Source organism: Jeotgalibacillus aurantiacus, from assembly GCF_020595125.1.
In the GTDB taxonomy this organism is placed as follows: Bacteria; Bacillota; Bacilli; order Bacillales; family Jeotgalibacillaceae; genus Jeotgalibacillus; species Jeotgalibacillus aurantiacus.
On record NZ_JACNMS010000002.1, the window covers coordinates 243,170 to 267,183 of the forward strand.

A 24,014-nucleotide genomic window follows, 5' to 3' on the forward strand; every position below is an offset into this window, starting at 1 on the left:
TCTTTTCCTCACTTTCAATCCTGCTCATCATTTGATTTAATCAAATGATCTATAATTTTAAGATAATCAATTCGCGGATGCAAGCCGAGTGGTATTGCATAGGAATTTTCCTCCACTTCTTCCTTTGTCATGGATTTCCTGCCGCCTTTTTGCATGCGATTCCAAAAAATTCTCAACTGTTTATACGGCATTAAATAAATATCCTCGGTGGAAGAAAACCTGATAATGACAAAGGCGATCCCTTTTTGTTTTGTTACCTGCTCCATATGATCCAGCTGATGCTGGTGAAAATTCTGAAGAGGGAAGGAGGTTTTGTTTCTCGTTTCCTTCGCTTCAAAATCGATATAGTATCCGTTATAAACACCGTTATAGTCGGTAGTGGAAGCCTGTTTAAAATACGCTTCTTTAATAACGGCGGCACTTCGTTTAGGATAATCGACTGTTACGATCTGTACAGGTACAGGCTTTTTATGAATGACAGCCTGTCCACTCGCTACATAGTAATCGTTTGTTTCATTTAAATCCTCTTCAAGTGTCATCCCGCGCTTGCCGTGCGAATAAGATTTTTCCTTGCCTGATAGTTTCTTTTCGGCTGGTTTTCTAAACGGTTTTCCGTTCGGATAATGAAATTCCATACATACACCTCACCTGAACATCATACCACATGCACGTAAGGTACAAACCATGTTACATAAACCCCTTATAGAATCCGACGTTAAAAAAGTGAAATAGTTACAACTTTTATGGCTTCTGTTAAAATAACGTAAGCCGTAAAAAGAGGTGAAAGTGATGAAAATGAATGAAATTCTCGATTTAACAAATCAACTGGCCGCAATCCTTGAACAGGCCGATGAAGAATACAATAAAAGAAGAGAAACAAATGAAAAAGGTGACTTTCATGAGGAGGTAAAGCCTTTTGCAGACCGGGCACATGCATTAATTTCAGAGTGGAAAGAAAAGACGTCCAACCAGCTGATCAAAAACCCGCAAAAAAACATCCATCATAATCAGATTTTTGCCACAGCCGATAATCTTGAGCTCGTAACGGTGCAATGTTTTTTTCCTGAAACGAGCTATAAAAGATTCAAAAGCTATGTACAGTCCAGCAGGTACGTACTTGGTCAGGTTGAAATGGCTTTATCCCGACACACCGGCAGTGGTGAATGAATATTGTAAGGAAAAAGGGGAGAATGATATGTTCCGTAAGCGCCAGGCACGTACTTTACCCATTTGTCCATATTGTCAGAAGCCGATCATGACTTATTATGCTGATTACACAGTCCAACAAACCATTGGATTAGATCCGGCTCAGCAGCAGGCAGGAGAAAGCCCGGTAAAAAAAGTAGACTTTAATAATATTATGTCAACCTGCAGTCAGGTCATGAGCACGGTCAGTCAGATGAACCAATTCATCCGCGCCTTTACGGGATCATTTAAATAGCGGGAATTGATTACAAGAATATATGTTCGGTATAATGGTATGGAATGAGGTGATCGAATGAGAAAGAAGACGCTGAAGGAATTTATCAGTCATTTCAGGGAAGATGATCAATTCAAAAGCCAGGTCGTAAAATGGCATACGATCGAACCTATGGAGGCGGTTTATGAACCGCTTCCTGAGGTATTGGCTCCATCTTTGAGAAAAGCACTGGAACGAAGAGGGATCGGAAATCTTTATTCCCATCAGGCGGAAGCATTTAACTCAGTAATGAGCGGAAAATCTATCACAGCTGTTACGCCAACTGCTTCAGGAAAAACGCTCTGCTACAATCTTCCGGTCGTTCAATCCATTATTGAAAATCCATCTAATCGGGCTCTTTATTTGTTCCCGACAAAAGCGCTATCCCAGGATCAGAAAACAGAATTGAATGAGCTGCTGGATCTGGCAGATTCGAGCATTACTTCTTATACGTATGATGGGGACACGCCTGCTTCTATCAGGCAGAAGGTCAGAAAGGCAGGTCAGATTGTGATTACGAACCCTGATATGCTTCATTCTGCGATTCTTCCGCATCATACGAAATGGGTGTCACTTTTTGAGAATCTGAAATATATCGTGATAGATGAGCTTCATATATATAGAGGTGTGTTTGGAAGCCACGTTGCAAACGTCATTAAAAGACTGAAGAGAATTTGCAAGTTTTATGGAAGTGACCCGATTTTTATCTGTACGTCTGCTACCATTGCAAACCCAAAAGAGCTTGCCGAGTTGCTGACGGGTAAGAGCATGCATCTGATTGACCGTAATGGCGCACCTTCAGCAAGAAAACATTTCGTTTTTTATAATCCTCCTGTCGTCAATCAGCAGCTTAATATCAGGCGCAGTGCCACGCTTGAAGTTCGAAGGCTCGCCTCACTGCTTTTGAAGGAAAAAATACAGACCATTGTATTTGCTAAAAGCAGAGTGAGAGTGGAGATTATTCTGTCTTATCTTCAGGAACTCGTCAAAAACGAACTCGGTCCTAAATCGATCCGCGGTTACCGTGGTGGCTACCTGCCAACGCAGAGAAGGGAAATAGAACAGGGACTTCGTGATGGGGATGTTTATGGTGTGGTCAGTACAAACGCATTGGAACTCGGCGTGGATATCGGACAGCTGCAGGCCTGCATTATGACCGGTTATCCAGGAACAATCGCCAGTGCCTGGCAGCAGGCCGGCCGTGCAGGAAGAAGGCAGGGGGAGGCACTGATTCTGATGGTGGCGAGTTCGAGTCCGCTAGATCAGTACGTTGTTTTACACCCTGAGTACTTTCTGAAATCAAGTCCTGAGACTGCACGCATTAATGCAGAGAATATTGTTATTCTCCTTGATCACTTAAAATGTGCAGCGTTTGAACTGCCATTTGAAAAGGGAGAATTGTTTGGTGAAACGGAAATTGAAGATCTGCTGGAGTACCTTGCAGAAGAAAGGGTTCTTCATTTCACAAAAGATAAGTGGTACTGGATGAACGATGCTTTTCCCGCTCACGATATCAGTCTCCGGTCAGCTTCGCAGGAGAATGTGGTGATTATTGACCAATCCGAACGTGCAAACCACAGGGTCATCGGTGAGATGGACCGTTTCAGCGCTATGACACTGCTGCACGATGAAGCCATCTATCTTCATCAGGGAGCACAGTATCAGGTTGAGTATCTTGATTGGGACGAAAAGAAGGCATACGTCAGGGAAGTGGAAGTTGATTACTTTACTGACGCTAACCTGGCAGTACAATTGAGTGTACTTGAGGAGGACAAGCGCAAAGAGACGGAGGAAGCAGCGGCATGTTACGGTGATGTCTCAGTCCGCGCAATGGCTACTTTATTCAAGAAAATTAAGTTTGATACACATGAAAATATCGGATCCGGTCCGATCAGCCTGCCTGAAGAAGAGCTTCACACAAGTGCAGCCTGGTTTTCGTTAAAAGAAGGAATCGGACACATGACGGACGAGCACGTCGAACAGGGGCTGATTGGTGCTTCTCATGCACTGAAAGCGATTATTCCAGTTCATGTCATGTGTGATCCGCAGGATATTCAGGTTACACCTCAGGTAAAAGCTGTTCACAACCAGCTGCCTACCTTGTTTATATATGACCGCTATCCCGGAGGAATCGGATTAAGTGAAAAGGTTCACGAGAATGGACAAACTGTGATCCGGGATGCGCTCGAGCTGATCCAAAGCTGCGTATGTACGAATGGTTGTCCGTCCTGTATCGGCAGTGGATTACCTGCAGGAGATGCCAAAAAGGATACTGAAAAAATACTTGAGATGTTTTATTATGCTTTGGGAAGTGAAGTCAATTGAGTCTTAAAAAGAAATTAGACCGGATGAAACCTCATCTAAAGTCAAATTCTCCAGGTGCAGCGAGGCCTGAGTCAGTGACTGAGATTCCGCATCTTGACCTTTGGAGACAACATCACACCGATTTATTTTGGCATGAGGATGACTTTTGCCTGATCAGGGAAGTTCATTTTCCGCTTAATTACCAGCACGGGCGCTATAGGCTGTCAGATTACCATAAAATTATGGAGGGGTGGCAAAAGGCGAATGCCTCCCATTCCCTTTCTTCAGCAGGCTATCATCCTGAAGACTTATTCTTTTTCGATACAGAAACGACTGGACTCAGAGGGGCAGGCAGTACGATTTTCGTTCTTGGACATGCCAGATTTGCCGGGGATAAGGTAGTATTGAAGCAGCATATCCTGCCTGGCCCTGGACAGGAAATTCCTTTGTATATCAGCTTTTTAAAGCAGGTGAATTATAAAACGCTGGTAACTTACAACGGTAAATCATTTGACTGGCCCCAGGTGAAATCGCGTCACACACTTATCAGGGAGCATGTCCCGAAGCTTCCCCAGACCGGACATTTTGATCTTTATCATGCATCGCGGCGCTTATGGAAAGGGTCGATGGCCTCTGTGAAGCTTAAGCATGTAGAGGAACAGAAGCTCGGATTTGAAAGGGAGGATGATCTGCCCGGATATCTTGCACCTGCGATTTATTTTGATTTTATTGAAAGAAAACATCCGGAAGGTATGCTTAAGGTGCTTGACCATAATGAAAAAGATATTTTGTCTCTCATTACGCTGTACATCCACCTGAGCGAACTTTTGTTGGATCAGGAAATCGATCAGACCAGTGCTGAAAAATTCGAACTGGGGAAATGGTACAGCCTTGAAGGGGAGCGTGAAATAGGCTCGGGGCTTCTTGAAGATGCCTATAAAATGGACGGACATATATCAGCTGCACACAACCTTGCTTACCTTCATAAAAAAAATAAACAATATGATCAGGCAGAAAAACTCTGGTTAAAGGTCAGTTCCAATGGCTCAAAAAAAGAAATGGTGGAAGCAGCCGTTGAACTTGCAAAAATTTATGAGCATCAATTCAAAAATCATGCTTACGCATTAACAATGGCAAAAAAAGCACTTCACCTGACTAATACAGAGCTTGAAATCAAAAAAGCATCAGATCTGAAACATCGGATCAAGCGTCTTGAAAAGAAGCAGGGAAATGGATAGCTGCATCATTTCCCACAAAAATATTTCCCGGGCAAGCGCAAAAACAGCGATATTTTTCACAGTAAGTCGACCGGTGACGAATGAACTTGGAAAATGTCACAAATTGTTCGAAAATACACAGACTCATGGATATTGAGAAGACCCGAAAACAATTGTACTATTAAAGTAACGATTGAAATATGGGGTTGAAAGTATGAGAAGATTCATTCTTTTTTTGTTCTTTTTTGTCATCGGAGCAACAGCATATGTGTTCTCAGCACTAGGTGATCAGCTGTCATCACTTTAACAAATGAATGATCCGCACAATTTTATTTATTCTGTGAAGCATATAATGACATATGCCATACAGAAAGGAGATAAATGGAATGCGGCGAGTACTTGCTCCTATCATTCATCCAACGATTTGCAAAAGGCATTGTCATACTGAGCATTATCAGGTGCCTCATATTCATCCTGTTGAAGTTTCGAATGTGACAAATCGGATGTTCCATCATTATCACCAGGTTGAAATGATGCAACAAAACAGCTGTCACGATTTTCATCAGCATTATATGTGCAGAAGACCATAATGACAAAACGGCTGGATATCCAGCCGTTTTCTATTTTACTAACAGACGGGAAATAACATCTGCAATGGTATAAAATAAAGAAAACAAGGAAATGTCTCCAATCAGAAGTGTGATGCCTGTGAAAGGAGAATGATTATGAAGATACTGACGGTTACCGGCTACAGGGCGCAGGAACTTGGTATTTTTAATCAAAAAGATCCTGCCGTTCAAATTATTAAAAAGGCCATCAGACAAGCCATCCTTCAAAAACTGGATGAAGGCTTGGAATGGGTACTGATTTCAGGACAGCTCGGTGTAGAATTATGGGCTGGTGAAGTCGTCATTGAACTTAAGCATGACTACCCTGAATTAAAACTTGGTGTCATTACTGCTTTTCAGGATATGGAGAGTAAGTGGAATGAAGCAAACCAGCAGCTGTTCCATATGATAATCAGTCAGGCTGATTTTTATGATTCAGTATCAAGGAAGCCATATGAAAACCCATCCCAATTTCGCAACAGGGATTTATTTTTACTGCAAAAATCAGACGGGCTTCTACTTGTTTATGATCCTGAAAATGAAGGATCACCAAAATATATAAAAGAAATGGCAGAATCAGCTGCTGCGAACGGACAGCTGGAGCTGACTCACATTACGTTTCAGGATTTGCAGTGGATTGCAGAGGAAACAGCGCTTGATCAGGAGTTTCACGATGCAGATTGACAATGTGACGGCTTTTTGAAAAAATAAACTAACCGGACTACATATACCGAGGTGAAGAGAATGAACAATGACGTGGCACAATTAACGGCTAAAGAAATATTGGAACGTGAATTCAAAACAGCAATGCGTGGGTATAAACCTGAAGAGGTTGACGCCTTTTTAGATCAGATTATTAAAGATTATGAAGCTTTTAATGACCGGATTCAGACACTGGAACAGGAAGTGAAACGCCTTCAACAGACGGCCGCTGATACTCCGAGACGATCTGCTCAACACACGCAGCCCCAAACGACTGCCAGTGGTACAACCAATTTTGATATTTTAAAACGTCTGTCCAACCTTGAAAAAGAGGTATTTGGAAGAAAGTTATACGAAGACCGTTAAAATAGTGCTTGCTTAAGTATCTGTACGGCTGTATAATTTATTTTTGGCTATACTGGTTGTGAAGGCCGGGCAATTGCTGCATCATGCAGAGGAAAGTCCATGCTCACACGATGCTGAGATGCTCGTAGTGTTCGTGCTCCGCGAAAAAATAAGCGGTGGCAGCTTACAAATGTAGGCTGACGGCAGAGAGGATACCTAAGTCATATGTGATATGGTATGAATCTCTTGAAAGTGCCACAGTGACGTAGTTCTGACAGAAATGTCGGAAGTGGAACGAGGTAAACCCCGCGAGTGAGCAACTCAAACAATGGTAGAGGCACTCTTCCCGAGGAAATGAACAAAGGAAGGGACCGGTTATCCGGTAGATAGATGATTGCCGCCTGAGGTACGAGCTTATAAGCGCTTGCAGTACGCAGGAACAAAACATGGCTTACAGGCCAACACAGCCGGTTGTCCAAATTGATTATGTGTAATACTTCTAAGGCATGACCGAATGCAACAGGTCAGCCTTTTTTTCTTGTTAAATTAATGTTAAAAATGCTTAATAAAATTCTGTAAAGAGAAGGGTGAAAATATGGCTAATTATAAACTGATCGCGACTGCTGCGATGGGGATTGAATCACTGGTCGCCAGAGAAGTGAAGGATCTCGGATACGAAACGCAGGTGGAGAACGGAAAGGTCTTTTTTGAAGGTGACGAGTGGGCGATAGTAAAAGCCAACATGTGGCTCAGAACTGCTGACCGTGTAAAAATTGTAATGGGAGAATTTAATGCTTATTCTTTCGACCAGCTGTTTGAATCGACTAAAGCAATCGCATGGGAGAAGCTTCTTCCGGTAGACGCTGCCTTCCCGGTTTCAGGTAAATCTGTTAAGTCCAAGCTTTACAGTGTACCGGATTGTCAGTCAATCGTTAAGAAAGCGATTGTTGAGCGGCTGAAGTCTGCCTATAAAAGAATGAGCTTTCTTGATGAGAGTGGTCCTACCTATAAAATTGAGGTGGCCATCCGCAATGACAAGGTTACGCTGACTGTAGACACAAGCGGAGCCGGATTACACAAAAGAGGATACAGAACCGGCCAGGGAGAGGCGCCGATGAAAGAAACAATGGCAGCTGCGCTGATTAAACTGACAAACTGGAGACCGGACCGGCCATTTCATGATCCATTTTGCGGTTCAGGAACCATTGCGATTGAAGCAGCATTAATTGGGCAGAATATCGCGCCAGGTTTTAACCGGGAATTCATTTCTGAAGAGTGGCCAGCCATTCCTCAAAAGATCTGGGATAAAGTCAGGGAAGACGCTGAAAAAGCGGCTAATTATGATCAGCCCCTCGATATCACAGGGACTGACGTTGATCATAAAATGATCGAAATCGCAAAGGAAAATGCGATTGAAGCGGGACTTGGTGATTTAATTCAGTTTAAGCAGATGCAGGTTAAAGATTTTACAGCCTCTGCTGACTACGGTGTCATTGTTGGAAATCCTCCGTATGGTGAAAGAATCGGGGAAGAGGAAGAAGTAGAGCGGATGTATATGGATATGGGGAAAGTATTCGAACAATACCCGACCTGGTCAAAATATATCATTACTTCCCACCCTGAATTTGAAGATCTTTACGGGAAAAAAGCAACCAAAAAACGTAAACTGTTTAACGGATTTATCCGGACAGATTACTATCAGTATTTTGGCACACGTCCTAAACGTACAGAAAATGAAAAAAAGGACTGATTAGATGCAATCAAATTCACTGCCATTTCCATTGACAGGTGATCAATCTTTTTATGAGGCGCTTGGAGACTGGATCGGGGATGTATTTTACGATATTTTACCGGAAAAAGGACTTGAACTGAGAGACGAACAGATTTTTATGGCTTTTCAGCTCGAGCAGGCGTATAAAAAGAAATCTGTCATGTTTGCCGAGGCAGGAGTGGGTACCGGAAAAACACTTGCTTACCTGCTGTATGCAATCTGCTATGCAAGGTATACGGGTAAACCGGCCATTATTGCCTGTGCCGATGAAACGTTGATTGAACAGCTTGTAAAACCAACCGGAGATATAAAAAAGCTTGAGGAAATGCTGGATCTGGATATTGATGTCCGCCTGGCGAAGTCAAGAGAACAGTATTTATGCCTGAAGAAGCTGGATGATGCAGATAACCGGTCTGAAGATGAAGAGCTTGAGCAGGTATATCAGCAGTTGCCTGAGTTCGTGTATGGTGCAGGCTCCATGTCTTCTTTCTATCCTTATGGTGACCGGAAAGAATATCCGTATCTTGATGATGAGCAGTGGCAGCAGGTGAACTACGACTCGCTCCAGGATTGTTTGTCGTGTGATCTGAGACACCGCTGCGGTCAGACGCTTAACAGAGAGCATTACCGTAAAGCGAGAGATCTGATCATCTGTTCCCATGACTTTTACATGGAGCATATCTGGACGAAGGATGCCAGAAAAAGAGAGGGACAGCTTCCGCTTTTACCTGAGGCGAGCTCCGTTGTATTTGATGAAGGACACTTACTCGAATATGCTGCCCAGAAAGCTCTCACGTACAAGACTTCTCTCCAGTCAATGGAAAAGGTTCTTGAAAAACTGTCAGGAAACGATATTAGAGAAAAAACACTGCTGCTGATCGATGACATTGTAGAAATACATGATGACTGGTTTGCCATGATCAGCCGAAATGCTGATCACTCTTCAGAAAGAATGAGAATTACACGCTCAGAAGAACTGATTGCCCAGACGAAAAAACTCAAAAGCACTATTGACAGGCTGCTTGAAGAGCTCGTTTTTGAATCTGAGATGTACGTAATAGATGAGTATGATCTCAAAATCGCTGAAGAATATCTGGAACAGGTATTGTTTTCACTCAAACTGCTCACTGAAGATGATAATGCGATCATCTGGCTTGAAGAGAATTTCGATGATGAACGGCTTGTTATTATGCCGAGAATGGTTGAAGAAATATTACGTGAGGAAGTCTTCTCAAAAGAAGTTCCTTTCATCTTCTCTTCTGCCACTTTATCAGTTGATGAGAACTTTAATTATCTTGCCACAAGTCTCGGTATTGATGAGTACGATTCATTTACCGTCGCGTCACCATATGATTACGATGAAGTGATGAAGATTTCGATTCATATCACTGATGAAATGGAACGCATGCAACTGCAGGAAGAGATCATCAATGACACCGATCATGGCGTTCTCGCATTATTCAATTCTCAGGATAGTAAGGAGTTTTTCAGATTCACAACAGGCGAAGCTGTATCAGCAAGCAGACCTGTTTTTTATGAAGGCGACGAAGAAATCAGTACGCTCGTTGAGAAATTCCAAAAAGAAACCTCATCCGTTCTCGCTTCCATTAATTTATGGGAGGGACTCGACGTTCCGGGAGGAAGTCTCGGCGAAGTCATGATCGATGCACTTCCATTCCCTCCGAATGATCCTGTATTCGAAGCGAAAAGAAAGCACGCCAAAGATCCGGAAATGGAAGTGGACTTACCGTACATGCTATTAAGATTACAACAGGGAGTCGGCCGTTTAATCCGCTCCTCAACCGACCACGGACACATTTCGATCTTTATGAAGCCAGAAGAAGAAAAATGGCTCGACCAGATGATCAAAGTCCTCCCGGTAAAACCTGAAATTAAAAAATAATACGAGTTGTATTCTCTAATTTTATATAATGGGTTTAAAACAACATATTCACATAGGTGCTCTTTAAAAAGTGACCTGCATGTACGCAAAATTTGTGAAGTGCATATGTTTTTCAGCTTTCTAGTATACAAGAATCATTTTATACTGTGATTCTCAGGGCATGAAGGCAGCCGAAGACTCCTGTGGCGGAAAGGGTCAGGTGAAACCGACTGTGCGCAGCTCAGGCGGGTTCACCGCCCGGCCACGGAAAGCGCAGGCTGCCTTCATGCCCGGCTTTAAAAAATATACCTTCTAAACGGGTTTGGCCTTTATGGCTGAATCCGTTTTATTTTTATAACCGAAATACCTGACGGACATTTTCAGAAAAGTATGATAAGATATTACAGATTAGATAAAAGGGGGAAAAAGGATGTCACTAGAAACCGTTAAACACGATTTTCTTAATCATGTTAAGAAAATGTCAGCATATGAAGAAGCACTGGGCTTAATTTATTGGGACCTCAGAACAGGCGCGCCGAAAAAGGCAATAGATCAGCGCTCTGAAGTCATTGGTGCTCTGTCAGGTGACATTTTCAATATGTCTACATCAAGCGAAATGGCAGGATACATAGAAAAATTATCAGATCAAAAAGATGAGCTGGACGACCTGACGCTTAAAATTCTCGAGGAATGTAAAAAGAATTATGACCGCAATAATAAAATTCCTGAAGAAGAATATCGAAAATACGTCATTTTAAAATCAAAATCTGAAAATGTTTGGGAAGAAGCGAGAGCTAAATCAGACTTCTCCATGTTTCAGCCATACCTTGAAGAAATCGTTGAAATGAACAAAAAATTCATCAATTATTGGGGTTTTGAAGGTAACCCGTATAATACATTACTTGATATGTACGAGCCGGGCATTACCGTTGAAATTCTTGACCGGGTTTTCACTGAGGTAAGAGACGCCATTGTTCCGCTTGTTAAAGGAATTCAGGAATCCGATGTAAAGCCGGAAACTGCATTTATTTACTCTCATTTTCCAAAAGAAGCCCAAAAAGAATTCAGTCTTTATGTCCTGAATGAGCTTGGTTATGACTTTGAAGCCGGCAGACTGGATGAGACGGTTCATCCATTTGCAACCGGATTAAACACTGGGGATGTAAGGATCACAACTAGATATGATGAAAAAGATTTTCGGGGTGCGATTTTTGGGACGATTCACGAATGTGGTCATGCGCTTTATGAGCAGAATATTGATCCTGAATTGAACGGTACTCCTTTAAGTGGTGGAACATCGATGGGGATCCATGAGTCACAGTCGCTGTTTTTTGAGAATTTTGTAGGTAGACATCCTGAATTCTGGAAGAGACATCTGCCTGAGCTTAAGAAATTCAGTCCTGGCCAGTTCGACCAGGTTTCTGTAGATGGTTTTATTTCTGCTGTCAACGAATCAAAGCCTTCGTTAATCCGTGTTGAAGCAGATGAACTGACTTATGTCCTTCATATTATCGTTCGCTATGAAATCGAAAAAGGACTGTTCAACAACGAATTTAACGTAAGTGACCTGCCACGGATCTGGAATGAGAAGTACGAGGAATATCTTGGTGTTACACCATCGACTGATGCAGAGGGACTTCTTCAGGACGTTCACTGGTCAGGCGGGGCATTCGGATACTTCCCATCTTATGCGCTGGGTTATATGTATGCTGCCCAGTTTAAACAGGCTATGTTGAAAGACCTTCCTGATTATGACCAGTTAATCGCGAAAGGCGACATTACGCCTGTTAAAAACTGGATGACAGCAAACGTTCACCGTTTCGGCAAAACAAAAAAACCGCTTGAAATCCTGCATGATTCAACGGGTGAAGGCCTGAATTCCGAGTACCTGGTTGATTATTTACAGCAAAAGTATCGCTCACTATATGAGTTAACGAACTAATAAGGGTGTGAAGTCATTGAATCTTCCTTCATTCAGACTGGATGGAAAAGTGGCAATTGTCACTGGTGCCGGTAGAGGGATCGGCAGAGCGTTATCCCTTGGAATCGCCGAGGCAGGTGCACACGTAATCCTTTGTGCACGTACATTGGAAGACCTCCAATACGTGAAGCATGAAATCGAAGAACGGGGAAGCAGCGCAAGTATTCTTCAGCTGGATCTGACAGAAAGCAGACTGATTAAAGATGCGATCAGACGAACAGCTGAAGAATTCGGACGTATTGATTTATTAATCAACAATGCCGGTATGAATATCCGTTCTAAAGCCTCGGATGTGACAGAAGAAGAGTGGTCTAAAATTATGGATACCAACCTGAAATCGGCATTTATGATGTCACAGGCTGTTGGTGAAATCATGAAAACACAGGAATCCGGTGGAAGTATTCTGTCCGTGTCTTCTGTAGCCGGACAGACTGCACTCCGAACGGGGGTCGTGTATGCTGCGTCAAAAGCTGCGCTTATTCAGATGACGAAGGTGTTGGCATTTGAATGGGGCAGTCATGATATTCGTGTCAACGCGATTGGTCCCTGGTATTTTGAAACACCATTAACCAAAGAATTACTGGCGAATGAAGATTATTTAAATGATATCCTTTCTGTAACCCCGTTAAAGAGAGTCGGCAAGGTGGAAGAACTGATTGGTCCCGCACTATTACTGTTATCAGATGCCGGGAGCTATATAACCGGCCAGACACTTTTTGTAGACGGCGGGATGACCATCAACGGATTTTAAAACTACGGTAATGACTTCTTCACAAATAAAAAAGACTGGGACAAATTTCTGTTCCGGTCTTTTTACGATGTTCAAAATGATAAGGGTCGTTTCTCCGAGCTGCCAGAAAAAGAGAAGTAGGTGGCCGGGCAGTTTTTATGATTTCAGCTTTGTGTAACAGAAACGAGAATGGAAAAGTCTCCAATCCCTGCTGCTGAAAAAGGAAGGTGGATGGCATCATTAAAACCGTAAAGCTTTGTTGTCCCGGACATGACAGATGGAGGAGTGATGTCCATCTCAACGCCGGTTCCGGATACAAATGTTGAAAATGCCCCTGCAATCATATTTCCAACTTCCCCAATAAAGGAGATCAGCATTTCATCTTCAAGGTGCATACCAAACATCGTATTTCCAAGACTGCTGAAGTGGGATTCCTTAGCATCAAGCAGGATATTCCCTCTAATATCTCCGGTAATTCCGATTAAAACCCCAATGGTTTCCTGCTTGTATGGCTGATCGACCATTTCGGGTGTTGAACAGCTGATTTCTGCCGGAATCACACTTTTTATCGAATGGACCATGCCCTCTAACATCTCGTTCATTACTTTAGTAATAGTCATAGGAGCCTCCCGCGTTCTTTAATGAAACTATTATACCATTACTTAAGGCTTATAAGAAAGTTTTATATGTTTCTTTTTTATATATCCTGTGTAACGGCATGATTGAATCCGTTACAATAGAGAAAGGAATAGATAAGGGGCTGTATGGGGACATGGATAAAACTCAGTTTAAAATAGAAAAAGAGAAGCTGTTGAAGAAGCTGGCTGATTTTCAGTCAATCATTAAAAACAGCGGAGATCATGAAAGAGAAACAAAGGTAACACTGCTTGCTAAAAAGCTTTTAAATGAAGAATTTGTGATCGGCTTTTGCGGTCATTTTTCTGCAGGAAAATCTGCCATGATTAATGAACTGACAGGTGAAAGTATCCTGCCTTCGAGTCCGATTCCAACCAGTGCCAATTTAATCGCTCTGCATACCGGTGATAAAAAACAGATCAGAGTTACGCTTTCTGATGATACACAATATGATCTTCTTCCTCCTCTTGGGGAAACATCCATCAGTGCGCTCGGCAAGGAAGGGCTCAAAATCAAAAAAATCGATGTATGGCGATCATCCTCGGAGCTTCCGGAAGGCATTACAGTACTTGATACACCAGGGATTGATTCAGTTGATGATGCCCATAAACGGTCAACTGAGTCTGCTATTCATCTCGCGGATCAACTGTTTTACGTGATGGATTATAACCATGTACAATCAGAAATGAATTTTGAATACATAAAAAAGATGGTCCAGCATAACAGAAAAATTTCTGCAGTCATTAATCAGATCGATAAGCACAGAGAAGAAGAAATTCCATTTGATGTTTACAGGCAATCCGTTCAGGACGCCTTCACTCAATGGGGGGCTGTACCTGAAGCCTTTTATTATACGTCGCTTAAAGACAGCGTTCATCCTCACAATCAGCTTTACCAATTGAAAGAGATGCTCCATCAGATCGTCAGCCGGAAGTATGAACTGATGCTCTCGGCAGTGGAAAGTGGATTGTCCCTTATTCAGGCAGAACACAAAGAATATCTTGAAGATGAAATGGAAGAAATCAGATTGGCATACGAAGAAATCGTGACGGATCAGGATCTTGAAAATCGGGCAGCCATCTTTGAAGAGGAGGAGCAGCTTGAACAGGAAACATCCATCTCTTCATTTAAAAGCTGGTCTGAAAGCTATGATATTGAAAAGGAAAAACTTTTAAAAGATGCTTACTTAATGCCGGCGGATGTAAGGTTAAAAGCAGAGCAATTTCTTGAATCCACCCAGAATTCTTTTAAAACAGGCGTCTTTTTTGCTGCTAAAAAGACTGAAACAGAACGAATCAGACGTAAAGAGGCTTTTGTTCAGGCTTTACATGAGACGGTTGAAAACCAGCTGATCTGGCACGCAAAATCATTTGTCTACCGCTTTATTGAAAAAGGTGGTGCTTCTAGAACTGAATGGGCTCACAAGGTAGAAGGAATAGAGGTATCTGAACTTGAGGGCCTGATCCATTCCAGTGTGAAGCCTGGGGCAGGGTTCAACGGGAATGCACTCCTGCATTACTGTGATGACCTTGCGGCAGCTGTACGGAGAACAGTCAAGATTCAGTTAGAGCAACTGAAATCAGAGATTGTGACAGAACTTGAAGACCATATAGAAGAATCATCCGTGAAGAAGGAAGCTGGCAATAACAGAATCCGTCAGAAGGCCAATATCATCAGGCAGATCGAAAAAATTGAAGCTGCGCTCACCAGAGCAGAACAATCAGAATCAATCGGTGATGACCTCCAGGCTGTTTTTATTCAGGGTTGGTCGGAAGAAAACCGTGACATTTACGCCGTATCATCGATCCAGGAATTATTGTCTGATAGTGAAGAGCAGACGGATCATGATCAGCATCCAGCTGAACAATCACAAAAATCTTCTGAATCTCTTGATGAGGAATATATCATTAAAAAGAGCTATGCTGCAGCTGACCTGCTAAAGAAAATATCCGGATTTACCCATCAGTCGAAAACATTAAAAGGACAGGCGGAACGTCTTTCAAATAAACGATTTACTGTTTCGCTTTTCGGTGCATTCAGCGCAGGGAAATCTTCTTTTGCCAACGCGATTATCGGCAGGAAAGTACTGCCTGTTTCACCAAATCCGACGACTGCATCCATTAACAGAATCAATCCGCCAAATGAGGAATTTCCTGATAAAACAGCGGTCATTCATTTCAAAAAAGAACGGGAGCTGCTTGAAGATCTGCGATCAGTCAGTGAAAGTCCAATTGAATCCATTGAATCAGCAGGTGAAGTATTGCCGGCTGTTGTACGAGATCGCAAAGATCTTCCTGAGTCGAAAAAAAGCTTTATCCGCGCTTTTCTCAAAGGGTATTCATCATATGGATCAGAGCTTGGAAAATCAGTGAAAGTATCATTTGAAGCATTTGCAGGATATGTATCCAATGAACATCAGTCCTGTTTTGTTGAATCCATTGATCTTTATATTGATTCACCGCTCGCTGAGTCCGGGATTACGCTTGTAGATACACCTGGGGCTGATTCAGTTAATGCCAGACATACAGATGTTTCCTTTGATTATATTAGAAATTCTGATGCGGTTTTATTCGTGACCTACTACAATCATGCTTTCGCAAGAGCCGACCGGGAGTTTTTAATACAGATGGGTCGATTGAAAGAAAGCTTTGAGTTAGATAAAATGTTTTTCCTTGTGAATGCTGTTGATCTTGCCTCAAATGATCAGGAGAAAGATGATGTGATTCAATATGTGCAGGCTCAGCTGATGAAATTCGGTATCAGACAGCCCAAAATCTTTGGTGTATCGAGCCTTCAGGCGTTAAATGAAGAGACCAGACAGCAATCTGGAATTGACGAATTTAACGGGCAGTTTCATTCGTTTATTGAAGGGGATCTTCATGCCATAGCCCTTCAAAACGCACATGACTATCTTGACCAGACGATACACAGGATGAAGGTGCTGATTGACCGTTCGGAAAACAGTGCCGAAGAAAAAGAGCAATACAGGAATCAATTAATGGAACACCGCCAAAAGATTGAGAAAGCATTGTCTGATTTATCCTTTACGGCACTAAGGAATCAGGCTGAACAGGAACTGAGTGAACTGATTTATTATGTGAAGCAGCGTGTGTTTTACCGGTATCCTGACTTTTTTAAAGAATCATTTAATCCGTCAAGATTCAGTCAGATGCAGCCGAAACCTGCACTTGAAAAATCCATCAATGAGCTGATTAGCGTTCTTGGGTTTGATTTTATGCAGGAATTAAAGGTAGTGAATCACCGCATGGACTTATTTATAGAGAAATCACTCATGCGTGATCTTGAAATACTGTGGGATATGATAAGAGAAGATTTCTTAAATGGGATGAAGCCGGTGATCCGCTCATCGACCTCTGATATGCTGACGTTTCCACAGCTGCTTTCAGGATATGATCATACTGAATTTGCCAAAGAAAAGTCGTATTATAAAAACAATCGATCCTTTTTCGAAAAAAATGAAAAGAAGTTTATGAAAGATGCACTTGGAGAAAGGCTGAAACAGATGGCCGATCAGGAAATAGCCGATGAGCAGGTAAGAATTCATGAATGGGTACAGACAGAGATCCAGTTGAAAGGAAAAGCTTATTTTACACAGTGGAAAGAAGAGATGACTGAACAGATTACAGCTGAAATATCCACGCTGGATTCAACTGAGATGACTGCAGAGCTGAAAAGAGTTTATCGATTACTAACCACTGCAGGTGATGAGCGTGAATAAGAATTACCATGCCTGTGCAACGTGCCAACATTTTCAGGCTGTAAGAATAAAAAAAAGACAGATGCTTTACCGCTGCAAAAGGCTTGGGTTTGAGACAAAACCCCACTATAAATTCAACTGCTGGCAGCCCAGACCGGATATAAAAAAACGTATGGAAGAAGGGATTTAATATGAAAATGACTGTATCTTCCCAATGGTTAATTGATCACTTGGACCAATCAGATATAAGAATCATCGACTGCCGTTTTTCTCTTCAGAATCCAGATGCCGGATATGAGCAATATACAGATTCCCACATACCTGGAGCCACTTACTTTCACCTGAACGAGGATCTATCAGATCAGGTACAGGCGCATGGAGGGCGGCACCCGCTGCCGCAGCCGGAGGCATTCAAATCAAAAGTTGAAGCTGCAGGCATCTCCAATGATTCCACTGTCATTATTTATGACGGAGGTGATGGCGCATTTGCTTCCCGCTGCTGGTGGCTGCTACACTATTTTGGACATGAAAAAATGTATATTTTGAATGAAGGGTATGAAGGCTGGATAAGCCGTGGTTTTCCGGTTACTTCAGAATTATCAGAGCGCATTAAAGGATCCTTCGAACTGGATGAGAAGAAGGATTCAGTCGCGCATATGGAGGAAGTCAGGGAGATCATCCGCGGGAAACGTACCGGACTTTTAGTAGATTCAAGATCGTATGACCGCTATATCGGTGATCAAGAACCGATTGACCGTGTGCCTGGTCACATTCCGGGGGCTGTCAACAGAGAATGGACGGACAGTTTAAATAACGGTTCTTTTTTAACAGATGAAGAGCAGGCTAAACGATTTTCTGAATGGGAGAAGGACCAGCCGATCGTTGTGTACTGCGGCAGCGGTGTGACAGCATGTCCGAATATCATCGCGCTGAAACAGGCAGGCTTTACGAACGTAAGGCTATACCCAGGAAGCTACAGTGACTGGGTATCGTATGATGAAAATGAAATTGAAATTGGAGATTCCACTCATCTCTCGAATTCGTAAAGGAGTATTACTGTATGAAACACATTTTATTAATTGACGGTATGGCTTTATTGTTCCGGTCTTTTTTTGCGACAGCCATTACGAACCAGTTCATGCGCAACGAAAATGGAACCCCGACCAATGGTGTTCAGGGGTTTCTTAGACACTCGCTGACTGCCATTGACCTAATTAAGCCAACACACGTGGCTGTATGCTGGGACATGGGCAAAGAAACCTTCCGAAATGAAACTTTTGCGGATTACAAGGCAAACCGCAACGCTCCACCGGAAGAACTGATTCCTCAGTTTGATCTTGTAAAGGAAGTTGCAGAGAAATTTTCATTTCATAATATAGGTGTTCATGGCTACGAAGCAGACGATTGTATCGGGACCATCGCAAAAAAAGAAGCGGAGCATGCACGCATCAGTGTAGTAAGCGGTGATAAGGATCTGTTGCAGCTTCTAGAGCCAAACATTGAAATCTGGCTTGTTCAAAAAGGTTATGGGAATTATAACCGTTATACGCTGGACCGTTTTATTGAGGAATACGAAATTACGCCGGAGCAGTTTATTGACGTAAAAGGTTTGATGGGAGATCCAAGCGACGGTTATCCCGGCGTCAAGGGCATTGGAGAAAAAACGGCTTATAAGCTCATCAAAGAGTTTGGATCCATCGATAACCTTTTGCAAAATAAAGAAAGGCTGACTCCTGGCCAGAAAAAGAAAATAAGTGAAGATGAAAAAATGCTTCATTTATCCAGACAGCTCGCAGAAATTCATTGTGAGGTACCACTTGAACAGCCTTTTGCAAAAGACTGGAATGGTGTATCAGAAAAGGCAATCCAGGTTTCAGACGAATACGGATTAAAAACGGTTAAGAGATTTTTGGAGAATGCCGGTTTATGATGAAAACGCTGGATGATTTTATGGCAGATCTGGATTCAAGAGGATTTAAGCTTGATGACGAAGCGATCGGATTTATTTATTTTGGCAGGAAATATACAGGCGCCAGCGATCAAATCGTCAAAACAGCCATTGAAGCAACGTTGAAAATTCAGAAACGGTTCGATTCCAGCTTTTATATGTCTGTTCTGGAGGAACTGGTCAAATTAAAACAGTCTTCAAGAAAAGACATGATCAACCATCTTAAAGCGAAGGGTATGATCTTATAAGTTCAGGTGCAATAAGCCTGAAAAAAGGGACTCCATTTATTTGAGATGGGGTCCCTTACATTTAACCGGCAAATCGTATTTGTATATAACCATCCAAGGTTAGGCTTACATTAAGCCTGCTGTGATCTGATCGCCTGCCTGGCCAGACGGTCAGCAACCGAATTTTCTTTACTTGGAATCCATTTGATAAAAAATAACGGAAACTGATCAATCATTTCAAGTGCATTCGTTAAATACGCGGCGTAAGTGCTGTTTTTCACTCTCCGGTTTTCAACCGCATGAAATACGATTTGAGAATCAGTCCTGCAGGAAATGATATGATCTTTATAGGGAAGACATTTTTCTAGTCCGATAACAAGTGCATTAAATTCCGCTTCATGGTTCTCCATGATCGGGAGTGGCACTGACAGCTGTCTGGAGTCTTTTCCATTTTTAATAAAAACACCTGCACCGCTTAGGCCCGGATTTCCGGCACTCGCTCCATCTATATATAGTTCAATCATGTAATCCCCCCTTAATCCTGAGTGTACCAACAGTCGATCTGTTATACAATGGAGAATAATAATGATGATAGCTAAGAATGGAGTGAATCGTTTGAACGTTAGATTTATGGCGAGTTATAAACACCCAAAGCATCAAAAAATTGAGATCATCACATCATTTCTTGATGAATCACTGGCACTGGACTATATTCAGGATTTTGAAAAAACCGGACGATTTAACAGTATTATCATTGAAGATGATCTTGGTCAGCAATGGAACGTGAAAGAATTTAAAAAGCTTCTGCATAAAACAGAAGGTCAGGTGAAAAATATCAGTGTGTTATTCGATGCCAGTTATAACAAGCATTCCAGGGAATCAGGACTTGGCTGGATCATTGAATATGATAAGGGCCAGGAAACATATACTGAAAGAGAAAATAGAGTGATCAGCGGTTTAGCATCCAATAATGAGGCAGAATACGCTTCACTTTATTATGCGCTGAAACACGCGATTGAGCTTAGTGAAGGAAATCAACAGCTTCTTGAAGTATCAGGTGACTCACTCGTTGTGATCAATCAAATGAGCGGAGAATGGCCATGTTACGATCAGAATCTGGTATACTGGATAGAAAAAGTCGAATCGTTACTGAGTGATCGGGGGTATAAAGCAGCTTACCGGCACATTACCAGAAAAGGAAATAAAAAAGCGGATAAGCTGTCAAATCAGGCTCTGCAGGATGAGAAAATTAAAAGCAAAAAACAGCGTAACGATTAATCAGGAGTTGAATAATGTGGAAAAACAGCTGATAATCAATGAAGTGGACGAACTGCTTCAGACCTATTGTCAGGATTGCCCTGTAAAAAAACAGCTGAGGTACGAGCGTGGAAAATCAAAAGCACATAAATTCTGTATATCGGAATGCTCAGTGGGGAAAAGACTGCAGGAATGCGGCAGACAATTGAGCTGAAAAAAGACCGTTCACAAAGTGAGCGGTCTTCAGCTTATTTTTTAATGACATTGGCTGCCTGAGGTCCACGGTTTCCTTCAACAATATCAAAGGTCACTTCCTGGCCTTCCTCAAGCGACTTATAACCATCACCCTGCACGGCGGTAAAGTGTACAAAAACATCATCGCCACCTTCTACCTCCAAAAACCCATAGCCTTTTTCATTGTTAAACCATTTTACCTTACCATTATGCATGTTGACAGCCTCCCGTTATGACAAGCACCATTGTGCTTAAACATGGATTTTCATCTGGATCGGTCAAGATGATAAATTAACTATACACATGAACAAAAAGTCCGTCAATGATATGAGGGAATTTTCAAAAAATAATTAAACAGGTATCTTATAACGAAAAATATTCCTCAGACCATCTACCTGACTAATGGACAGTGGATAACTTGTTGTTTCAAAGGCACCGTTATAGTAAACTTTACAGGAAACGAAATAATGGTTTTTTACGAGGAGGGGTCCCCACATGCCAACACCCAGCATGGAGGATTATATAGAACAAATCTATATCCTGATTGATAACAAAGGATATGCAAGGGTATCAGATATAGCAGAAGCACTTTCTGTCCATCCGTCTTCCGTTACCAAGATGGTTCAGAAGCTTGATAAAGATGAATACTTAATTTATGAAAAATACCGGGGACTGGTGTTAACGAAAAAAGGCAATAAAATTGGAAAAAGACTCGTGTTCCGTCACGAGCTTCTTGAACAATTCCTGGCAATCATCGGTGTGAAAGAAGAAAACATTTACAATGATGTTGAAGGAATTGAGCATCACTTAAGCTGGAATTCCATAGACCGGATCGGTGATCTTGTCCAGCTCTTTGAAAACAACCCGGAGCTTGTCAATGAACTAAGACAGCTGCAGGAAAAAGAAGAGCAGGAGGATTAAAGGCTACAAGTAAAAAGTGATCAATGTTATGAAAAGCAGTTTGTCTTCATTTATTTATAAGCTTTAATACCTTTGTTGCGATATCAAACATATAAAAGTACCGGGGAATCCCCCCGGTACGGTTTTTAAAATGAAATTAAAAATCCGCTGTAAGCGGTTTTTTTATGCGGTAAATCGGTTGGAGAGTAAAACACAGCACTGGTTTGCAGCTGAAAAAATTATGATATGATAGAGGAAAATACATACGCTGGAGGACTGTCATGACTACTGAAAAAACCGTTCCGACTGATATTGAAATTGCCCAGTCTGCTGAAATGTCACCGATCACAGAAATTGCTGCAGGAGCAGGGTTATCAGAAGAAGACCTTGAACTGTATGGAAAATATAAAGCAAAAATCAGTTTTGAAGCGATAAACCGCCTTCAGACTGCGAGGAATGGAAAGCTGATCCTCGTGACCTCGATTAATCCGACTCCTGCCGGAGAAGGTAAGTCAACGGTAACGGTAGGACTTGCGGATGCATTAAGAAAAACAGGGAAAAACTCAATGGTTGCTTTAAGAGAGCCTTCACTTGGACCTGTTATGGGGGTTAAGGGCGGCGCGACCGGGGGTGGTTATGCGCAGGTATTGCCGATGGAGGATATTAACCTTCATTTTACTGGGGATATTCATGCAATCACGACGGCGAATAATGCTCTGTCTGCTTTTATCGATAATCATATTCACCAGGGAAATGAAAAACAGATTGATCCGAGACGGATTATCTGGAAACGAGTTCTGGATATGAATGATCGCGCACTGCGTCAGGTAATTGTGGGGCTTGGAGGACCGGCTAAAGGAGTTCCGAGAGAAGAAGGATTTGATATTACGGTTGCATCTGAAATTATGGCTGTTCTCTGTTTATCAGTAAGCATTGAGGATCTTAAACGGAGGTTAGCCAATATGGTTGTGGCTTACACGTATCAAAAAGAACCGGTTACTGTTGGTGACCTTCAGGCGGAAGGTGCGCTGGCACTGCTGCTGAAGGATGCCTTAAAGCCGAATCTGGTCCAGACACTTGAACACACCCCTGCCTTGATCCACGGCGGTCCATTTGCGAATATTGCGCATGGATGTAATTCTGTATTAGCCACAAAAACAGCGTTAAAACTTGCTGATTACGTTGTGACGGAGTCAGGATTTGGTGCTGACCTTGGAGCGGAAAAGTTCCTGAACATTAAGACGAGAGCAACAGGAAAACACCCGGATGCTGTTGTAATTGTTGCAACAGTAAGGGCACTGAAAATGCACGGCGGACAGGATAAAAATGAGCTGAAAGAAGAAAATATTCAGGCGTTGCAAAAAGGGTTGGCCAATCTGGAAAAACATCTTGAAACAATCCGATCGTTCGGCCTTCCAGCTGTTGTTGCCATTAACCGTTTCCATTCGGACCATTCATCGGAGCTTGCAGTGCTTGAGAAGTTCTGTCAAAGCAACGGCGTACATTATGCACTGACAGAGGTGTGGGAAAAAGGCGGAGATGGCGGCATCGACCTTGCCCGTCAGGTTCTGGACCTGCTTGAAGGGCAGGCGGATTTTTCTTATCTTTACGACCTTGATCAATCCATTCGTGAAAAAATTAATGCCATCGCGGGGAATGTTTATGGAGCGGATGCCGTTGTATTTTCAAAAAAAGCTGAAAAACAGATGGCTGAATTTGAGAAGTACGGTTGGGGCAAATTACCTGTTTGTATGGCAAAGACACAATATTCATTATCAGACGATCCGAAGCTTCTTGGACGGCCTGAACAATTTACGATCACGATCCGTGAGTTAATTCCTAAGCTTGGAGCAGGTTTTATCGTAGCGTTAACCGGTGACGTGATGACCATGCCGGGACTTCCGAAAAAACCGGCTGCTCAAAATATGGACGTCACGAATGATGGGAAAGCACTTGGTTTATTCTGATTTCTTTATAAGAAATCTATGCAGCTTTAGATGATGTCAGGCTGGATAAATCCGAATGAGGGTTTTGATCCAGCCTTTTTTATGTGTGATAAACATAGAGAGGTTCGATTCAACTTCTTCCGGTATGA

General features: G+C 42.3%; 23 protein-coding genes and 1 other RNA gene. 20 read left to right on the forward strand and 4 right to left on the reverse strand.

Features of this window, described 5'->3' with window-relative positions; all coding sequences use genetic code 11:
- Positions 1-14: 14 nt before the first annotated feature.
- Positions 15-635: a Holliday junction resolvase RecU gene (gene recU, locus H7968_RS06000; protein WP_227395305.1), complete on the reverse strand. Its 621-nt coding sequence runs from the start codon at positions 633-635 to the stop codon at positions 15-17.
- A gap of 154 nt (positions 636-789) precedes the next feature.
- On the opposite strand from recU, the gene H7968_RS06005 reads away from it, so the two are divergent.
- The 12 genes from H7968_RS06005 to H7968_RS06060 all read left to right on the forward strand — a co-directional run bounded on the left by H7968_RS06005 (position 790) and on the right by H7968_RS06060 (position 13,020).
- Entirely contained in the window at positions 790-1,167 is a 378-nt protein-coding gene (locus H7968_RS06005; RefSeq protein WP_227395306.1) for a DUF1798 family protein, read from the forward strand.
- 28 nt (positions 1,168-1,195) lie between these two features.
- Positions 1,196-1,441, forward strand: coding sequence for a YppG family protein (locus H7968_RS06010; RefSeq protein ID WP_227395307.1), 246 nt, complete (start codon positions 1,196-1,198; stop codon positions 1,439-1,441).
- A gap of 57 nt (positions 1,442-1,498) precedes the next feature.
- Positions 1,499-3,784 carry a DEAD/DEAH box helicase gene (locus H7968_RS06015; RefSeq protein ID WP_227395308.1) on the forward strand — a complete coding sequence of 762 codons (2,286 nt, stop codon included), beginning with the start codon at positions 1,499-1,501 and terminating at the stop codon, positions 3,782-3,784.
- A gap of 74 nt (positions 3,785-3,858) precedes the next feature.
- Positions 3,859-5,001, forward strand: a complete 1,143-nt coding sequence (locus H7968_RS06020; RefSeq protein ID WP_227395309.1) for a ribonuclease H-like domain-containing protein — start codon at positions 3,859-3,861, stop codon at positions 4,999-5,001.
- 365 nt (positions 5,002-5,366) lie between these two features.
- Entirely contained in the window at positions 5,367-5,570 is a 204-nt protein-coding gene (locus tag H7968_RS06025; RefSeq protein WP_166805741.1) for a CotD family spore coat protein, read from the forward strand.
- Positions 5,571-5,702: 132 nt separating this feature from the next.
- Positions 5,703-6,272 carry a DUF1273 domain-containing protein gene (locus H7968_RS06030; RefSeq protein WP_406566397.1) on the forward strand — a complete coding sequence of 190 codons (570 nt, stop codon included), beginning with the start codon at positions 5,703-5,705 and terminating at the stop codon, positions 6,270-6,272.
- A gap of 60 nt (positions 6,273-6,332) precedes the next feature.
- Positions 6,333-6,656 carry a cell division regulator GpsB gene (gene gpsB, locus H7968_RS06035; RefSeq protein ID WP_227395311.1) on the forward strand — a complete coding sequence of 108 codons (324 nt, stop codon included), beginning with the start codon at positions 6,333-6,335 and terminating at the stop codon, positions 6,654-6,656.
- A gap of 61 nt (positions 6,657-6,717) precedes the next feature.
- Positions 6,718-7,094, forward strand: an RNA gene (gene rnpB, locus H7968_RS06040) — RNase P RNA component class B.
- A gap of 136 nt (positions 7,095-7,230) precedes the next feature.
- Positions 7,231-8,385, forward strand: a complete 1,155-nt coding sequence (locus H7968_RS06045) for a THUMP domain-containing class I SAM-dependent RNA methyltransferase (RefSeq protein WP_227395312.1) — start codon at positions 7,231-7,233, stop codon at positions 8,383-8,385.
- 4 nt (positions 8,386-8,389) lie between these two features.
- Positions 8,390-10,309, forward strand: a complete 1,920-nt coding sequence (locus tag H7968_RS06050) for an ATP-dependent DNA helicase (protein WP_227395313.1) — start codon at positions 8,390-8,392, stop codon at positions 10,307-10,309.
- 409 nt (positions 10,310-10,718) lie between these two features.
- A complete protein-coding gene (locus H7968_RS06055) occupies positions 10,719-12,230 on the forward strand; it encodes a carboxypeptidase M32 (protein WP_227395314.1) in 1,512 nt (503 codons plus the stop codon).
- A 16-nt stretch (positions 12,231-12,246) separates the two neighbouring features.
- Positions 12,247-13,020, forward strand: coding sequence for an SDR family NAD(P)-dependent oxidoreductase (locus H7968_RS06060; protein ID WP_227395315.1), 774 nt, complete (start codon positions 12,247-12,249; stop codon positions 13,018-13,020).
- A 143-nt stretch (positions 13,021-13,163) separates the two neighbouring features.
- Here H7968_RS06060 and H7968_RS06065 read toward each other — a convergent pair whose 3' ends face one another.
- Positions 13,164-13,619 (reverse strand): chemotaxis protein CheX, encoded by a 456-nt coding sequence (locus H7968_RS06065; RefSeq protein WP_227395316.1) that lies wholly within the window; start codon positions 13,617-13,619, stop codon positions 13,164-13,166.
- Positions 13,620-13,771: 152 nt separating this feature from the next.
- Here H7968_RS06065 and H7968_RS06070 point away from each other — a divergent pair, with 152 nt between their 5' ends.
- The 4 genes from H7968_RS06070 (at position 13,772) to H7968_RS06090 (ending at position 19,549) form a co-directional block, all read left to right on the forward strand.
- Positions 13,772-17,374, forward strand: coding sequence for a dynamin family protein (locus tag H7968_RS06070; RefSeq protein WP_227395317.1), 3,603 nt, complete (start codon positions 13,772-13,774; stop codon positions 17,372-17,374).
- Between the two features lie 170 nt (positions 17,375-17,544).
- Positions 17,545-18,399 (forward strand): sulfurtransferase, encoded by an 855-nt coding sequence (locus H7968_RS06080; protein ID WP_227395319.1) that lies wholly within the window; start codon positions 17,545-17,547, stop codon positions 18,397-18,399.
- A 14-nt stretch (positions 18,400-18,413) separates the two neighbouring features.
- Positions 18,414-19,283, forward strand: a complete 870-nt coding sequence (locus H7968_RS06085) for a 5'-3' exonuclease (protein WP_227395320.1) — start codon at positions 18,414-18,416, stop codon at positions 19,281-19,283.
- Entirely contained in the window at positions 19,280-19,549 is a 270-nt protein-coding gene (locus tag H7968_RS06090; RefSeq protein WP_227395321.1) for a DUF6123 family protein, read from the forward strand. Before H7968_RS06085 ends, H7968_RS06090 begins: the two co-directional genes overlap by 4 nt.
- A gap of 110 nt (positions 19,550-19,659) precedes the next feature.
- On the opposite strand, the gene H7968_RS06095 is transcribed toward H7968_RS06090, so the two are convergent.
- A complete protein-coding gene (locus tag H7968_RS06095; RefSeq protein WP_227395322.1) occupies positions 19,660-20,052 on the reverse strand; it encodes a reverse transcriptase-like protein in 393 nt (130 codons plus the stop codon).
- A gap of 91 nt (positions 20,053-20,143) precedes the next feature.
- Here H7968_RS06095 and H7968_RS06100 point away from each other — a divergent pair, with 91 nt between their 5' ends.
- A complete protein-coding gene (locus H7968_RS06100; protein ID WP_227395323.1) occupies positions 20,144-20,806 on the forward strand; it encodes a reverse transcriptase-like protein in 663 nt (220 codons plus the stop codon).
- Positions 20,769-20,999, forward strand: coding sequence for a zinc-finger domain-containing protein (locus H7968_RS06105; RefSeq protein ID WP_227395324.1), 231 nt, complete (start codon positions 20,769-20,771; stop codon positions 20,997-20,999). Before H7968_RS06100 ends, H7968_RS06105 begins: the two co-directional genes overlap by 38 nt.
- Before the next feature lie 34 nt (positions 21,000-21,033).
- Here H7968_RS06105 and cspD read toward each other — a convergent pair whose 3' ends face one another.
- Positions 21,034-21,234, reverse strand: coding sequence for a cold-shock protein CspD (gene cspD, locus H7968_RS06110; protein WP_134371393.1), 201 nt, complete (start codon positions 21,232-21,234; stop codon positions 21,034-21,036).
- Between the two features lie 280 nt (positions 21,235-21,514).
- Between cspD and mntR the strand changes: the two genes are divergently transcribed.
- Both mntR and H7968_RS06120 read left to right on the forward strand, forming a co-directional pair.
- Positions 21,515-21,940, forward strand: a complete 426-nt coding sequence (gene mntR, locus H7968_RS06115) for a transcriptional regulator MntR (RefSeq protein WP_227395325.1) — start codon at positions 21,515-21,517, stop codon at positions 21,938-21,940.
- A 260-nt stretch (positions 21,941-22,200) separates the two neighbouring features.
- Complete coding sequence (locus tag H7968_RS06120) at positions 22,201-23,886, forward strand: formate--tetrahydrofolate ligase (protein ID WP_227395326.1); 1,686 nt, start codon at positions 22,201-22,203, stop codon at positions 23,884-23,886.
- Positions 23,887-24,014 lie beyond the last annotated feature (128 nt).

Coding starts and splice junctions, on each gene's coding strand:
- recU (WP_227395305.1), bottom strand. CDS start 635: ATGGAATTTCATTATCCGAACGGAAAACCGTTTAGAAAACCAGCCGAA.
- H7968_RS06005 (WP_227395306.1), top strand. CDS start 790: ATGAAAATGAATGAAATTCTCGATTTAACAAATCAACTGGCCGCAATC.
- H7968_RS06010 (WP_227395307.1), top strand. CDS start 1,196: ATGTTCCGTAAGCGCCAGGCACGTACTTTACCCATTTGTCCATATTGT.
- H7968_RS06015 (WP_227395308.1), top strand. CDS start 1,499: ATGAGAAAGAAGACGCTGAAGGAATTTATCAGTCATTTCAGGGAAGAT.
- H7968_RS06025 (WP_166805741.1), top strand. CDS start 5,367: ATGCGGCGAGTACTTGCTCCTATCATTCATCCAACGATTTGCAAAAGG.
- gpsB (WP_227395311.1), top strand. CDS start 6,333: ATGAACAATGACGTGGCACAATTAACGGCTAAAGAAATATTGGAACGT.
- H7968_RS06045 (WP_227395312.1), top strand. CDS start 7,231: ATGGCTAATTATAAACTGATCGCGACTGCTGCGATGGGGATTGAATCA.
- H7968_RS06050 (WP_227395313.1), top strand. CDS start 8,390: ATGCAATCAAATTCACTGCCATTTCCATTGACAGGTGATCAATCTTTT.
- H7968_RS06055 (WP_227395314.1), top strand. CDS start 10,719: ATGTCACTAGAAACCGTTAAACACGATTTTCTTAATCATGTTAAGAAA.
- H7968_RS06065 (WP_227395316.1), bottom strand. CDS start 13,619: ATGACTATTACTAAAGTAATGAACGAGATGTTAGAGGGCATGGTCCAT.
- H7968_RS06070 (WP_227395317.1), top strand. CDS start 13,772: ATGGATAAAACTCAGTTTAAAATAGAAAAAGAGAAGCTGTTGAAGAAG.
- H7968_RS06080 (WP_227395319.1), top strand. CDS start 17,545: ATGAAAATGACTGTATCTTCCCAATGGTTAATTGATCACTTGGACCAA.
- H7968_RS06085 (WP_227395320.1), top strand. CDS start 18,414: ATGAAACACATTTTATTAATTGACGGTATGGCTTTATTGTTCCGGTCT.
- H7968_RS06090 (WP_227395321.1), top strand. CDS start 19,280: ATGATGAAAACGCTGGATGATTTTATGGCAGATCTGGATTCAAGAGGA.
- H7968_RS06095 (WP_227395322.1), bottom strand. CDS start 20,052: ATGATTGAACTATATATAGATGGAGCGAGTGCCGGAAATCCGGGCCTA.
- H7968_RS06105 (WP_227395324.1), top strand. CDS start 20,769: ATGAGAAAATTAAAAGCAAAAAACAGCGTAACGATTAATCAGGAGTTG.
- cspD (WP_134371393.1), bottom strand. CDS start 21,234: ATGCATAATGGTAAGGTAAAATGGTTTAACAATGAAAAAGGCTATGGG.
- mntR (WP_227395325.1), top strand. CDS start 21,515: ATGCCAACACCCAGCATGGAGGATTATATAGAACAAATCTATATCCTG.
- H7968_RS06120 (WP_227395326.1), top strand. CDS start 22,201: ATGACTACTGAAAAAACCGTTCCGACTGATATTGAAATTGCCCAGTCT.